This window comes from Stenotrophomonas maltophilia (genome assembly GCF_001274595.1).
GTDB classification, from domain to species: domain Bacteria; phylum Pseudomonadota; class Gammaproteobacteria; order Xanthomonadales; family Xanthomonadaceae; genus Stenotrophomonas; species Stenotrophomonas forensis.
On record NZ_CP011010.1, the window covers coordinates 1158495 to 1172501 of the forward strand.

Annotated in this window: 14 protein-coding genes; 7 read left to right on the top strand and 7 right to left on the bottom strand. The window is 68.2% G+C overall.

Annotated elements, in window-relative coordinates:
* Position 1: 1 nt before the first annotated feature.
* The 3 genes from VN11_RS05405 to hda are packed head-to-tail and all read left to right on the top strand — an operon-like array spanning position 2 to position 3014.
* Positions 2-1141, top strand: a complete 1140-nt coding sequence (locus tag VN11_RS05405) for a DUF2066 domain-containing protein (protein ID WP_053449019.1) — start codon at positions 2-4, stop codon at positions 1139-1141.
* Positions 1138-2307, top strand: coding sequence for an AI-2E family transporter (locus VN11_RS05410; protein WP_006423004.1), 1170 nt, complete (start codon positions 1138-1140; stop codon positions 2305-2307). Before VN11_RS05405 ends, VN11_RS05410 begins: the two co-directional genes overlap by 4 nt.
* Positions 2307-3014 (top strand): DnaA regulatory inactivator Hda, encoded by a 708-nt coding sequence (gene hda, locus VN11_RS05415; RefSeq protein WP_053449020.1) that lies wholly within the window; start codon positions 2307-2309, stop codon positions 3012-3014. The genes VN11_RS05410 and hda overlap by 1 nt, the downstream gene beginning before the upstream one ends.
* A 484-nt stretch (positions 3015-3498) precedes the next feature.
* On the opposite strand, the gene murU is transcribed toward hda, so the two are convergent.
* The 4 genes from murU to VN11_RS05435 form a co-directional block, all read right to left on the bottom strand.
* A complete protein-coding gene (gene murU / locus VN11_RS05420) occupies positions 3499-4209 on the bottom strand; it encodes an N-acetylmuramate alpha-1-phosphate uridylyltransferase MurU (protein ID WP_053449021.1) in 711 nt (236 codons plus the stop codon).
* The gene (locus VN11_RS05425) at positions 4206-5231 is read right to left on the bottom strand and encodes an aminoglycoside phosphotransferase family protein (protein WP_053449022.1); all 1026 of its coding nucleotides are present in this window, start codon (positions 5229-5231) and stop codon (positions 4206-4208) included. The genes murU and VN11_RS05425 overlap by 4 nt, the downstream gene beginning before the upstream one ends.
* 64 nt (positions 5232-5295) lie before the next feature.
* Complete coding sequence (locus VN11_RS05430) at positions 5296-5565, bottom strand: GlsB/YeaQ/YmgE family stress response membrane protein (protein ID WP_053449023.1); 270 nt, start codon at positions 5563-5565, stop codon at positions 5296-5298.
* A gap of 68 nt (positions 5566-5633) precedes the next feature.
* Positions 5634-7127: a M20 family metallopeptidase gene (locus VN11_RS05435; RefSeq protein WP_053449024.1), complete on the bottom strand. Its 1494-nt coding sequence runs from the start codon at positions 7125-7127 to the stop codon at positions 5634-5636.
* Positions 7128-7326: 199 nt separating this feature from the next.
* On the opposite strand from VN11_RS05435, the gene VN11_RS05440 reads away from it, so the two are divergent.
* From VN11_RS05440 to VN11_RS05455, 4 genes are all read left to right on the top strand, one after another.
* Entirely contained in the window at positions 7327-7653 is a 327-nt protein-coding gene (locus VN11_RS05440; RefSeq protein WP_238581857.1) for a ComEA family DNA-binding protein, read from the top strand.
* A gap of 351 nt (positions 7654-8004) precedes the next feature.
* On the top strand, positions 8005-9090 hold the full coding sequence (locus VN11_RS05445) for a L,D-transpeptidase (RefSeq protein WP_053449026.1): 1086 nt from the start codon (positions 8005-8007) through the stop codon (positions 9088-9090).
* Between the two features lie 17 nt (positions 9091-9107).
* Positions 9108-9833 (top strand): murein L,D-transpeptidase catalytic domain family protein, encoded by a 726-nt coding sequence (locus VN11_RS05450; protein WP_049457007.1) that lies wholly within the window; start codon positions 9108-9110, stop codon positions 9831-9833.
* Positions 9834-9867: 34 nt separating this feature from the next.
* A complete protein-coding gene (locus VN11_RS05455) occupies positions 9868-10476 on the top strand; it encodes a HutD/Ves family protein (RefSeq protein ID WP_053449027.1) in 609 nt (202 codons plus the stop codon).
* Positions 10477-10535: 59 nt separating this feature from the next.
* On the opposite strand, the gene VN11_RS05460 is transcribed toward VN11_RS05455, so the two are convergent.
* From VN11_RS05460 to VN11_RS05470, 3 genes are read right to left on the bottom strand one after another with little or no spacing between them, the layout of a single operon-like run.
* Positions 10536-12140 carry a sulfite reductase subunit alpha gene (locus tag VN11_RS05460; RefSeq protein WP_053449028.1) on the bottom strand — a complete coding sequence of 535 codons (1605 nt, stop codon included), beginning with the start codon at positions 12138-12140 and terminating at the stop codon, positions 10536-10538.
* Positions 12137-13108 carry an FAD:protein FMN transferase gene (locus VN11_RS05465; RefSeq protein ID WP_053449029.1) on the bottom strand — a complete coding sequence of 324 codons (972 nt, stop codon included), beginning with the start codon at positions 13106-13108 and terminating at the stop codon, positions 12137-12139. The genes VN11_RS05460 and VN11_RS05465 overlap by 4 nt, the downstream gene beginning before the upstream one ends.
* A gap of 52 nt (positions 13109-13160) precedes the next feature.
* Positions 13161-13964, bottom strand: a complete 804-nt coding sequence (locus tag VN11_RS05470) for a DUF4198 domain-containing protein (RefSeq protein WP_053449030.1) — start codon at positions 13962-13964, stop codon at positions 13161-13163.
* Positions 13965-14007 lie beyond the last annotated feature (43 nt).

Consider the following 14007-nt stretch of genomic DNA (forward strand, 5'->3'; position numbering starts at 1 on the left):
AATGGATGTCCTGATGCGCCGCAGCCTGATTCTGACCCTGCTCATTGCACTGAGCCTGCCGGTGGCCACGATGGCCCAGAGCGGCCTGCGCACCGAGGGTGATGTCGCCACCGCCACTGGCGCGTACGAGGCCGAAGTGCCCGTCAACAGCCAGGCCGAAGCCGATCGCAACGGCGCCCTGGCCCGCGCGCTGAGCGTGGTTCTGGGCAAGTTGTCCGGCGATCGCAGTGTGATGTCCCGCCCCGGCGTGGTGCAGGCACTGCGCAATGCCAAGGACTACGTGGCCAGCTACGACTACAAGCAGGACCAGAGCGTGAGCGCCAGCGGCGCCCCCAGCTTCCGTACCCTGCTGGTGGCGCGCTTCCGCGAGGATGACGTGGATTCACTGGTGTCGGCGCTGGGCCTGCCGCTGTGGCCGCAGCCGCGGCCGAAGCCGGTGCTGTGGCTGGCGGTCGATGACGGCAGCGGCCCGCGCCTGGTCAGCGTGCAGCAGGCCAATGCCGCCCGCCCGCTGCTGAACCGCGCCATCGAGCGTGGCTACAAGCTGGGCCTGCCCAGCGGCGGCGCCGCCGAGCAGGCGCTGGCCGGGGCCATCTGGCGCCAGGACAGTGCCGCCGTGGCCCGCGCCTCCTCGCGCTATTCGCCGCCGATGCAGCTGATCGGCAAGCTGTACCGCGCCAATGGCGGCTGGCAGGCGGACTGGGTGTTCGTCGACAACGGCCGTGAACTGAACAAGTGGACCAGCAAGGACGCCAACGCCATGCGCGCGATGGCCGCCGGCGCCGACGGTGCCGCCGATGCGCTGGTCAAGCGTTACGCCAAGGCGGGCGTGGCCACCGGCCAGGCCGGGACCTATCGCGTGGTGGTGACCGGCATCAACAGCGCCGACGACTACCTGCGCCTGGCCGCCGGCCTGCGCGACGTGCCGGTGGTGCGCAACGTCACCCCGCTGCACGCCTCGGCAAGCCAGCTGGAGCTGAGCCTGGAGATGACCACCGGCCTGGCCGGCTTCAACCGCATGCTGGGCGACAACGGCGTGCTGGTGCCGAGCGCGCCGCTGCCGGCCCTGCCGACCCCGATCGATGACACCACCGGTACTCCGGTCGCCGCGCCGGTCAGCAACGAGTACCGCCTGCGATGACCCTGACCCCTGAAGCGGAAATCGCGCAGTTCCTGCGCCGCCTGAAGTACATCCTGTTCGCCGGCCTGGTCGGCTGGGTGGTGTGGCTGCTGGCGCCGATCCTGACCCCGTTCGTGCTGGCGCTGGCGCTGGCCTGGCTGGGCGACCCGCTGGTCGACCGCATCGAGGCCACCGGCCGCTCGCGCATGACCGGCGTGGTGCTGGTGTTCGCGGCGATGGTGCTGGTGATCGTGGCGTTGCTGCTGGTGCTGGTGCCGATGATCGAGCGCCAGATCACCACCCTGATCGCGGTCGCGCCGCAGGCGCAGGCGTGGCTGATGGAGAAGGGGATTCCCTGGTTCGAGCAGAAGACCGGCCTGGAAGTGATGCAGTGGCTGGATCCGGACCGACTGATCGAATGGGTGCGCAGCCACTGGCAGCAGGCCGGCGGCTTCGCCACCACCTTCATGGGCTACGTCTCGCGCTCGGGTTTCGCGATGGTGACCTGGGTGGTCAACATCCTGCTGCTGCCGATCCTGGCGTTCTACTTCCTGCGCGACTGGGACAAGCTGGTCGAACGGGTGGCGTCGGTGATCCCGCGCAACCACATCGGCACCATCAGCGCGCTGGCGCGTGAGTCCAACGAGGTGCTGGGCGCGTTCATCCGCGGCCAGTTCCTGGTGATGCTGGCGCTGGGCGTCATCTACGCCGGTGGCCTGTCGCTGGTCGGGCTCAAGCTGGGCCTGCTGATCGGCCTGATTGCCGGGCTGATCAGCTTCATCCCGTACCTGGGCGCGACTACCGGCATCCTGATGGCGGTGGTGGCCGCGCTGGTGCAGGCACAGGGCTTCGACCTGAAGCTGCTGATCCTGGTCGGCGTGGTGTTCACCGTCGGCCAGCTGCTGGAAAGCTACGTGCTGACCCCGCGCATCGTTGGCGACAAGATCGGCCTGCACCCGGTGGCGGTGATCTTCGCGGTGATGGCCGGCGGCCAGCTGTTCGGCTTCCTCGGCATGCTGCTGGCGCTGCCGGTGGCGGCGGTGACCAACGTGCTGCTGCGTTATGCCCACCAGCGCTACCGCCAGAGCGAGCTGTACGTGGGTGAGAAGCCGGCGATCGTGCTTGATGGCGTGGTCGACCAGCCTCATATCATTCTTCCGGATGACAAGGGCCCCGACCTGAAGTGATGGGTGTGCCGCAACTGCCGCTGGCCCTGCATTACCCGCGGGACCAGCGCCTGGAGACCTTCATCGGCGCGCCGGATGGCGCGCTGGCGCAGCTGCGTGCGATCGCGGTCGGCGCCAGCCACGATTGGGTCTACCTGGAAGGCGCGGCGGGTACGGGCAAGACCCATCAGGCGCTGGCGATGTGTTCCAGTGCCGAGCAGGCCGGCCGCCTGCCGACCTACGTGCCGCTGGCCAGCGCTGTGGGCCGTGTGCGCGCGGCGCTGGATGGGCTGGAGTCGCGCGAGCTGGTGGCGCTGGACGGTCTGGACGAAGTGGCCGGCAACCGCGAGGACGAGATCGCGCTGTTCGATTTCCACAACCGCGCGCGCGCTGCCGGTGTGACCGTGCTGTACACGGCGCAGAAGGCACCGGGCGAACTGGGCCTGCTGCTGCCGGACCTGCGTTCGCGGCTGGGCCAGTGCGTGCGCGTGCTGCTGCAGCCACTGGATGAGGAAGGCCGCGCGGCGGTGCTGCGCGAGCGCGCGCTGCGCCGGGGCCTGGCGATTGATGAAGCGGCCATCGAGTGGCTGCTGTCGCACACTGGGCGCGAGCTGGGTGGGTTGATCACGCTGCTGGATTGGCTGGACCGCGAGTCGCTGGCGGCGAAGCGGCGGATCACCGTGCCGTTCCTGCGCCAGGTGCTGGAAGAAGGCCGGCCTCGTTACTGAGGGTGGGGTTTGTTTGCAGGGCTGCCGCCCTGCACCCGCTGAAGCAACGTCAACGTCAACGTCAAAAGCTGGCTATCCGTGGGATGGCGGGGTGGGTCCGGTTGCGGGGGACGCTGCAAGTACGTCCATGTAAGCTCGGTCGCCGCATCCATGCGGCTCACGCCCCCGCAACCGGACCCACCCCGCCTTCGACAGATTCCTGCGATCTGCCGGGACTGCGTACTGCACTGCTGTTGGTGGGTGTCGACCTTGGTCGACACATTCGAGCGAGCGCAGCGATGCGACCCGCTTTTGCTTTTCTTTTTCTTTTCCGTGGCTGGACGCCCACGGAAACTGTCAGGGGCCGGGCGGGTGGGCCATGCAGGGGCGTTGGCGCCATGGATGGCGCCATCGAGCTTACAGGGACGTACTTGCAGCGTCCCCTGCATGGCCCACCCGCCCGGCCAAGCACGCGATCCGCTCTACGCGACCAGCCACGAGGGGCTCAGCCGTTCGCTGCCAACTCAACATCCAGCGCGCGCAGCCGATCCACCGTCCCGACATCGGTCCAGCGCCCACGATGGTGCTGCCCGGTCATCAACCCCTGTGCCATGAAATGCTTCTGCAGCGGCACCACCGAGAACTTCGGCGGCCGCCGCTCGCTGCCCGGGGCATCCCCGATCACCGCGCGCCAATCGGCCACGATCGAAGGGCGGTATACACCGATACCGGCATAGGTCAGGCACGGGCCTTCGCGGTCGTGATGCAACACGCCCTGCGCGTCCAGCCGATAGTCACCGTGCGGGTGCTGCACAGGATTGTCGACCAGCACCAGATGCGCCTGGCCCTGCGGCTCGCGGGGCAGCGTGGCGAAATCGAAATCGGTCCAGATATCGCCGTTCACCACCAGGAACGGCGCATCACCCAATACCGGCAGTGCGTTGAGGATGCCGCCGCCGGTTTCCAGCGGGGTCTGTCCTTCGTACATGAAATGCAGGTGCAGGCCCCACTGGCTGCCATCGCCCAGCGCTGCCGGGAACTGCTCGGCCAGCCATGCGGTGTTGACCACCACCTCGCGCACGCCGAGCGCGGCCAGGCGTTCAAGATGCCAGACGATCAGCGGCTTGCCGGCCACGTCCAGCAGTGGTTTGGGCGTATGCAGGGTCAGCGGGCGCATGCGCTCGCCGAGGCCTGCGGCAAAGATCAGCGCCTTCATCGGGCCACGCGCATCGGTGCGGCCAGCTCGGCCAGCGCCGGCTTGATGCGGTCTTCCAGCAGCTGCTGCAGCGGCGCCAGCTCGCGGTAGCGTGGCAGCACTTCATCCAGGTAACCGATGAAGCGCGGCGCGTCGTCCAGGTAGTGGCCCTTGTTGTCGCGATAGCGCAGGCGGCAGAACAGGCCGAGGATCTTCACGTGGCGCTGGATGCCCATCCAGTCGGCATCGCGCAGGAAGGTGGCGCGGTCGGGCACCGGCAGGCCGGCAGTACGTGCGCGCTCGTGGTACTGCGCCAGCCATTCGTCCACGCGCTGCAGCGGCCAGCTCAGGAACGCATCCTTGAACAGGCTCACCGCGTCGTAGGCGATCGGGCCGCGCACCAGGTCCTGGAAATCCAGTACGGCCGGGCCGTTGTCGACCGGCATCAGGTTGCGTGGCATGTAGTCACGGTGGGTCATCAGCTGGGCCTGGCCGAGCGCGTTGTCCATCAGCCGGCGGTGCACCAGCTGCAGGCCTTCGATCTCGCCGCAGTCCAGCTCCAGCTGCAGGTGACGCTGCAGGAACCATTCGTCGAACAGGCCGGCATCACGCTGCAGCAGCGCTTCGCCGAACTGGCCGAAGTCGGCCGGCACCGGGATCGCCTGCAGGCGCAGCAGCTGTTCGATCGAGCGGCCGAACCACTCATCGGCATTGCGCTCGTCGAGGATCTTCGCCAGGGTCGGGCCGCCAAGGTCTTCCAGCAGCAGGAAACCGGCGTCCAGGTCCTGCGCCAGCAGTGCAGGCACGCGCAGGCCGTGCTCGTGCAGCAGGCCGCGCATGCGCAGCCACGGCCGCGGATCTTCCAGCCCCGGCGGCGCATCCATCACGATGTGGCTGCCGCGCGCGCTGGTGGTGCGCCAATAGCTGCGCATGCCGGCATCGACCGAGGCACGTTCGACCACGGCGTTGGCATCATCCAGCTGGATACGGGCCCACTGCAGGCGCTGCGAGCTGCGCTGGGGATCGGAGGCGGGTTCGGTCATGCAGGCATATCCGGGCGCGCCTGGCGCGCCAACGTCGGGAACAGAAGGGAAGGGGGAATCAGCGTCAGCGACGACCGCTGAACAGGCGCAGGATCGCCAGCACGACGATCGCGCCGAGCACGGCACCGAGGAAACCGGCCGGTTCACCGGGGGCGTACCAGCCCATGTACTGGCCGAACCAGCCGGCCAGCAGCGCACCGAGAATGCCCAGCACGATGGTCAGCAGGCAGCCCATGCGGTTGTTGCCGGGCATGAAGAAGCGCCCAAGCAGGCCGACGAAGAAGCCGACCAGGATGATGTAGAGCCAGCTGCTGCTGCCGAACAGACCATTCATGTGCATGCGTTCCGCTAGGGGTGGACGCAGCCTAGCAAGGCCAGGCTGCGTCCGTCACGGGTGCCGGATCAGCAGCAGCCGTGGTCGCCGTGGCGGGTGCCGCTGTCAGCGGCCACCGGCGAACCGCTGGTCTCGCCGCGCAGGCTGGCGGCGTAGTGCTCGCTGATCACCTTGGACACGCAGGCGGTGACCTTCTTGCCCATCGGAATGTGCAGGAACTCGTTCGGGCCATGCGCGTTGGAGTGCGGGCCGAGCACGCCGGTGATCATGAACTGGGCGCCCGGGAACTTCTCGCCCAGCATTCCCATGAACGGGATCGAGCCGCCTTCGCCCATGTACATCGCCGGCTTGCCGAAGAAGGCCTGGCTGGCATCGTCGATGGCCTGGGTCAGCCACGGTGCCATGGCCGGAGCGTTCCAGCCGGTGGAGGCCTTCTCCAGGTCCAGGGTGACGTGGGCGCCGTTCGGCGGATCGCGCAGCAGGGCTTCCTTCAGCAGTTCGCCGCAGGTCTTGCCATCGGCGGTCGGCGGCAGGCGCAGCGACAGCTTCACCGAGGTCTGCGGGCGCAGCACGTTGCCGGCCGATTCCAGCGGCGGCATGCCGCCCACGCCGGTGACCGACAGCGCCGGGCGCCAGGTGCGGTTGAGCACCAGCTCGGTCAGGTCTTCGTTCATCGGGCGCAGGCCGTCGACCATCGGGAACTTCTCGAAGATCTCGGTATCGACCACTTCGGCGGCGCGCTTGGCCTGCTGCAACCGCTCGGCCGGGATGTCCACGTTCATGCCGTCGATCAGGATGCGGCCGGTGTCCTGATCCTCGATGCGCGACAGGATCTGGCGCAGCAGGCGGAAGCTGGACGGGATCACGCCGGAGGCATCGCCGGAATGCACGCCCTCGTTGAGCACCTTCACGGTGAAGTTGCCGCCGGTCAGGCCGCGCAGCGAAGTGGTGCACCACAGCTGGTCGTAGTTGGCACAGCCCGAATCCAGGCAGACCACCAGCGACGGCTTGCCGATGCGGTCGGCCAGGTGGTCGACGTAGGCCGGCAGGTCGTAGCTGCCCGATTCTTCACAGGCTTCAATAAGCACCACGCAGCGGGCGTGCGGCAGGCCCTGGGCCTGCAGCGCCAGCACGGCGGCCAGCGAGCCGAAGATGGCGTAGCCGTCGTCGGCGCCGCCACGGCCGTAAAGCTTGTCGCCGCGCAGGACCGGGGTCCACGGGCCGAGGTCGTCGTCCCAGCCGGTCATTTCCGGCTGCTTGTCGAGGTGGCCGTAGAGCAGGATGGTGTCGTCGCCGGTTTCGCCGCCGGTGGCCGGAATTTCCAGGAAGATCAGCGGGGTACGGCCTTCCAGGCGCACCACCTCGACCTTCAGGCCGGGCAGCTGCTGCGCCTTGGCCCAGTTCTCCATCAGGGTGACTGCCTGTTCCATGTAGCCGTTCTGCACCCAATTGGCGTCGAACATCGGCGACTTGTTGGGAATGCGGATGTAGTCGACCAATTGCGGGACGATCTCGCTGTCCCACTTGTCATTGACGAATTGGCCGAGCTTGGCGCTGTCCATCTGAAACTCCGGTTGCATGGGCTGATCCACGCATTCTACGCCTGTGCTGGGGGTAGGGTTTTTCCTACATCACGTCGGGTATTTGGCTGGCTTACGGAAATGCGGGAAACCGATAGGCTGTGCACATGTGTTGACGGACACTGTTTCGACCGACGGGAATGCCGGTCGGGGCGGCCAGAACCACAAGGAGATACACGTCGTGCCTTGGTTTGTCGTGTTGAGGGCACTGGTGCTGATGATGGGGATCGCGGGGGCACATGCCGCCGAACTGATCGATATCAACCGCGCCGATGCACAGGCGCTGCAGCAGGGATTGACGATGGTCGGAGCCGCCAAGGCCGAGGCGATCGTCGAGCACCGGCGCAGACACGGCCCGTTTCACCGCGTCGAGGACCTGAAGCAGGTGAAGGGGATAGGGAAAGCAATCGTCGAACGGAATCGACAGCGGATCACCGTAGGCAACAGGCTGTTGCCAGCGGATCCGGTACCCGGATCGGTACCGGTGCGGACCGTACCCAGGCGCTGACAGCAGGAATCGTCGGAACCGGCAGGAGGCTGGTTCAGCGGACACGGACAGGATGGCCGTGACCACCGACCGCCGCAGGACGCGGCACCAATCACCAGGATGGTGGCATCACAGACCTGTGGAAGGGGCTGAGATACAAGCAGGACAGACGCGGCCGCGTGCAGGACGCAACGCTACCCCCACAGCGCAGGATGCGAGGGGGCGGCAGCAGGCCGACAAGGACGTAACGATTGCCCGGTACGACACATGGCTGTGTCGCCGGGCAGTTTCATTTCCGGCGCCCGGTTTTGCCGCAGCCACCACGGGCCGATGGTGTACGGTGGCCGCTCCGCATGGAAAGGACACCGCTGGATGCTTCCGCGCCGCCCCACGACCCTGATGCTCGCCCTTGCGCTGGCCCTGCCGCTGCTGGCCCACGCCGCTGCGCCGACGCCGGCGGCCAAGCCGACCGCTGCTGCCGCCCGCACCGCAGACGTGCGCGGGCCGACCGACCTCAAGCCGGGCGAGTTCCTGTGGCATCCGGAAATCTCGCCGACCGGCCCGATCGTGCTGGTGGTCAGCCTGGATGAGCAGCGGGCCTACGTGTACCGCAACGGCATTGCCATCGGCCTGACCACGATCAGCTCGGGCAAGGCCGGGCACGAGACACCGACCGGTGTGTTCACCATCCTGCAGAAGGACAAGGACCACAGGTCCAACCTCTACAACAGCGCGCCGATGCCCTACATGCAGCGGTTGACCTGGGATGGCATCGCCCTGCATGGCGGCAGCCTGCCTGGCCATCCGGCTTCGCACGGCTGCGTGCGCCTGCCGCAGGCCTTCGCGCAGAAGCTGTTCAGCGAAACCCAGCGCGGCGATACCGTGGTGGTGGCCGATGCCAAGAGCTCGCCAATGACGCTGGCGTATCCCTCGGTGCTGGCACCGGTCAACGCACGTGGCCAGGCCCTGCCGGAGACCGAGGGCGGGGCGGCGGCGCAGGCCTGGTGGAACGACAGCGCGGCCCCGGCCGGGCAGGTCGGCATCCTGGTCAGCCTGCACGACCAGCGCCTGTACGTATTGCGCGACGGCGTGATGATCGGCGAGTCGCCGCTGAAGGCCGACGCCCTGCCGGCGTTCCAGGGCACCACCCTGTTCGTGATGGGGCAGGGCTACAGCGATACCCCCAGCCCGCTGGATGTGAACCAGCGCCTGCACCAGTGGACGGCCTACCCGCTGCTGGGCCAGGACCGTGCCCAGGCCACCCCGGACCTGCTGGCCACGCCCTCGCTGCCGATGGCGCTGCCGGCCGATTTCGCCCGCCAGCTGTACCAGGTGCTGGTGCCGGGCACGACCCTGCTGGTTACCTCGCTGCCGGCGGTCCGCCCAAGCCCGGCTGAATCCGGAATGCAGCCGGTCTTGGAATCCGAGCCGCCAGGGTCCACCCTGAAGGGTAATTGAGCCTCCCCGTTGTGCACATGACTGCATCCCGCCTGTGCCGGCTGGCCGCGTTCGGCCTGCTGGCGACCTCCGCCAGCGCCCCGGCGCTGGCACAGACGCCCGCCCTTGCCACCAGTGCCGATGACCTGGCTGCCTTGCTGTCGCGCAGTGCGCCCAAGGCCGACCGCCACGTGTTGCAGCTGGCGGCGCACGCCATGCGCTGTGCGTTGCAGCGGCCCGAGCTGGGCATCAATGGTGATCGCCTCAGCGTGATCGACTACTCGCGGCCGTCCACCGAGCCGCGGCTGTGGGTGTTCGACCTGGCCCATCAGCGCCTGCTGTTCGAGGAATGGGTGGCGCACGGACGCAACAGCGGCGACAACCGCACCGAGCATTTCTCCAATCGCGACGGCAGTTTCATGTCCAGCCTCGGCGCGTTCACCGCGCAGGAGACCTACATGGGCGGCAACGGCTATTCGCTGCGCCTGGCCGGGTTGGAGCCGGGCTTCAACGACCGTGCGCGCGAACGCGCGATCGTCATCCACGGTGCGCCCTACGTGAACCCGGCCACCGCGCAGCTGCAGGGACGGCTTGGCCGCAGCCTCGGCTGCCCGGCCGTGCGCCTGTCGGTGGCCAGGCCGCTGATCGATGCGTTGCGTGGCGGCACGATGGTGTTCGCCTACTACCCCGACCAGGACTGGCTGAAGCATTCGCAGCTGCTGGGTGGCGAGTGTGGTGGCCAGGGCACGCTCGCCACGCGGTGATGCACGACGGCGCGCGGCGTGATGCAATGCGCCGATGAATATCGACTCCTTGCTGCACACCCCGAGCCAGGTGATTTCCAGCCTGGACTATCGCCGCGAACGCTGGCGCAACGGCCTGGGCTGGACCCGCGAGATCCTGCGCCTGCCGGCACAAGGCGATGACTGGGCGTTGCGCCTGTCGGTGGCCGAGATCGAACAGGATGCGGCGTTCTCTGCCTTCCCCGGTGTGGAGCGCGAGCTGGTGTTGCTGCAGGGCAATGGTGTGCGTCTTCGCTTCGAGGATGGCCGCGTGGCCGAAGTGCTGCCACCGCACGGTCGCGTGCGGTTTGCGGGTGAGGAAGCGCTGCATGGCGAACTGGTCGATGGCACCACCCATGACTTCAACCTGATGTGGAAGCGCGATCTGCTGCAGGCCGAGCTGTTGCACCGGCCGCTGGTGGGGTCGATGTTCTTCTTCTGCGAACCGGGCGTGGCCTGGGCGCTGCACCTGCTGGCCGGTCAGGCAGCGTTTGGCGCTGACAGTGGCTTGCCGCCGTTGCAGGCCGGAGATACGGCGTGGTTGTCAGCCGGTGAGCGGCAGCGACATGCGTTGCAGGGCGGTGGCGAACTGCTGGCGATACGGATCAGCGCGGCGGGGGCATGACTCGCCGGCACCGTGTCATGGTGCGAACCAAGGTTCGCACCCACCAGAAGGCTGCGGCCTCAATACACATCGCGCCGGTAACGGCCGGCCAGCAGCAACGCTTCCTTGCCGGCAACACCCAGCACCTGCTCGATCACCGCATCCACTGCCGGCGCCATGCCCTGCAGGCTGCCGCAGACCAGGACCGTCGCGCCTTCGTTGATCCACTGCCGCAGTGTTGCCGCTTCGGCCAGCAGCCGATCCTGTACATAACGGTGCGTGCCGCCGTCACGGCTGAACACCGTATCCAGCCGCGCCAGCGTGCCATCGGCCTGCATCGCATGCAGCTCTTCCCTGAAGTGGAAGTCGTGCGCGGCGCTGCGCTCGCCGAACAGCAGCCAGGTGTGGCGCGCGCCACTGCGTGCGCGTTGGTGCAGATGTGCGCGCAGACCGGCGATGCCGGTGCCGTTGCCGATCAGCAGCAGCGGCACATCGGCGGCGACGCCATGGAAATTGTCGTTGCGGCGCAGACGCAGCTGCACCGGTTCGCCGATGGCCGCGTGGTCGCACAGCCAGCCGCTGCCGATGCCGGGTGTGCCATCGACGCGCAGCTGGCGACGCAGCAATAGTTCCACCGCGCCATCGGCCATGACCGAGGCGATCGAGTACTCGCGATGTGGCAGCGGCTGCAGGGTGGCCAGCAACGCAGGCAGATCCCCGGCAGGGACCAGTGACGGCAGGTGCGAGCGTTCGACGCGGGCAAGCAATGCCTGGCCGTCGTCCAGCACGGTGTCCGCATTGAAGCCTTGTGCATCCAGCCACGCGCGCGCGCTGTGGCGAGCGTGCTGCGGACCGATCTCGGCGATGTCGCCGGCCTGCCACTGCACAGCGGCGCCAGCGGGTGGCTGCAGGCGCAGCCAGTACACCGGGCCACCGGGGCTGCCCGGGTTCAGGTGCTGGCGCTGCAGCAGCGTCCACGGCTGGTACTCGGCCGGGCTCCAGTCGGGCAGTTCACTGGCGCCGCCGCCGAGCTGCCCCAGCAGCTGCTGCCAATGGCGCAGCGCGGCCGGATCGGCGTTGTCGACTTCGATCGCATCGAACAGCGGATGCGCACCGTGCTGGCGCAGCCACTGGTCCAGTTGATGGCCGAATCCACAGAAGTGCCCATAGCTGCGATCGCCCAGTGCGAGCACGCCGTACTGCAGGTGCTGCAGCGACGGCGGCGAGGCCATCACACCGCGCAGGAACTGCAGCGCGTGATCGGGCGGGTCGCCTTCTCCTGTGGTGCTGGCAATGAACAATGCACGCGGGCTCCCCGTGAGCAGTGAGGCGTCTACTTCGTGCAGCCCGCGCACACGCACCGGCACGCCGGCACCGCGCAGGGCGTCGGCACTGCGTTCGGCCAGTTCGCGGGCGAATCCGGTCTGGCTGGCCCAGACCAGCAGGATCGGCGCGGTATCGCCCGATGGGGCGTCGTCGCGCGGGCGGCCACGCCACCACAACGCAGCGCAGGCCAGTGCGTACAGCGCCGTGGCGATCAGCGCGATCTGCGTTTGCCGTATCGGCGGCGCACCCTGCCACCAGGCCTCGCCCAGGTGCAGTCGCAGCAACGCCCAACCGATCAGCGCCAGCATGAGCAGGACGAGGGCGTTGCCGAGCCACGCGCGCGACGGCCGTGCGCTCATGCATCCTGCTCGTCGAGCAGGCGCTGGAAGGCGCTGCTGAGGAATTCGCGCGGGCCGTCTGCTGTGCGTTGCAGGTAGCGCACGGCCAGCCCCTCGCGTTCGGCCAGTGCCATGCCGCGCTCGCGGCCGAGCACGGTCAGTGCTGTGGCCCAGGCATCGGCATGCATCGCGTCGTCGGCGACCACGGTCACCGCCGCTGCAACTTGGTGCACCGGCATGCCGGTACGCGGGTCGAGGCTGTGGCTGTAGGCCTGGCCATCGGCCTGGTACTGGTGCCAGCGATCACCCGAAGTGGCCACCGCAAGCCCGTCCAGCGCGAGTACGCGTGGCGGGGTCCCGGTGTGCGCATCTTCTTCCGGCGCCGATTCCACCAGCACGCGCCATGGCTGGCCGTCGGGCTTGCGGCCGTAACCCGCCAGCTCGCCGCCGACTTCGATCAGCGCCGCCGCGATGCCTTGTGCACGCAGCCAGGCGGCGACGTGATCGACGCCGAAGCCCTTGGCGATCGCAGAGAGATCCAGTTCCAGCCCGCCCGGCTGCAGCAGCGCATCGTCCTGCCACTGCAGGCGCTGCCAACCACAGCGGTCGCGCGTGGCCTGCAGGGTGGCGGCATCGGGTTGTCGGCGTTCACCGGCATGCGCACCGAAACCCCACAGTGCAACCAACGGGCCAAGGGTGGGGTCGAAGGCGCCGTCACTGGCCGCCGCGATGGCCTGTGCGCAGGCCAGCACCTGGCGCGTCTCGCCCGGCAGCGTGCACCACTGGCCGGCCTCGGCGCGGTTGTAGCGGCTGAGGTCCGAGCCGGATTCCCAGGTGCTCATCTGCGCGACCACCTCGTCCAGCCGCGCCTGGATGCCAGCATGCAGCGGGTGCAGGTCGCGCTGGCGCGACGCGACCAGCGACACACTCCAGGTGGTGCCCATGGTGGTGCCACCGAGGCGGGCGATATCGAGCGGGGTATCGGTCATGGTGGTGCGCAGGCGCGATGCCGGGGCTGGCCCGGCATCGCGATCCGCATCATTACTGCGGCAGCACTTCCAGCGTGGCGACGTAGCTCAGGCGGCGCTTGGCGGCCTGCTTCACCGAGGTCTTCTTGTCTTCGGTGGCGGTTTCCAGCCAGTACATGCCGGCTTCCGGCCAGGTCACCTTGATCTCACCCTGGGCGTCGCTGGTCAGCTTCAGCTCGTCCTGCGCATTGCGGTAGCGGGTGGCGCCACGCACGATCTCGAACTCCAGGCCAGCGGTCGGCTTGCCATCGACCAGCACGCGGAAGGTGGCTTCCTCACCGGCGAACAGGTCGTTCGGGTGGCCGACGGCAACCAGCTCGATGCCGCGGTTGGTTGGCTTCAGTGCGGTGTCATTCGGCGCACCGTTGGTGACGAAGGTTTCCACGCGGCCGATCGACTGGCTCACTTCCAGCTTCTTTGCGTCCTTCGGCAGTTCGCCGAAGGTGGCGACGCTGCCGCGCCAGCGCTTGCGCTCGCCGTTCTGCTCGTAGGTGGCGAACAGGCCGTCATTGACCGAGGCGATGCGATAGGTGCCCGGCTGCTTCAGTTCGAGGTCGAACACGCTGCGGTACTTGCCGGTGGACGCGTTCTGCGGCTGCACGGTGCTGCCATCCGGGGCGGTGATCACCAGCGATTCCAGGCGCAGCGGCACGTGGTTGAAGTAGAACAGGTCGTTGGAGACCGCACCGTCGACGGTGATCCACGGCGCATTGCCGGCGATCACGGTCTGCGAGGGCAGCAGCCAGGCCTTGTGGGCCAGGGCGGAGAAGGGAAGGGCAGCGGCCAAGGCGGCGGCGAGGACGAGCGTGCGCTTCATGCGGAAGACTCCAGTGGATGCGGGGTGGTGCGACAAGGGCGAG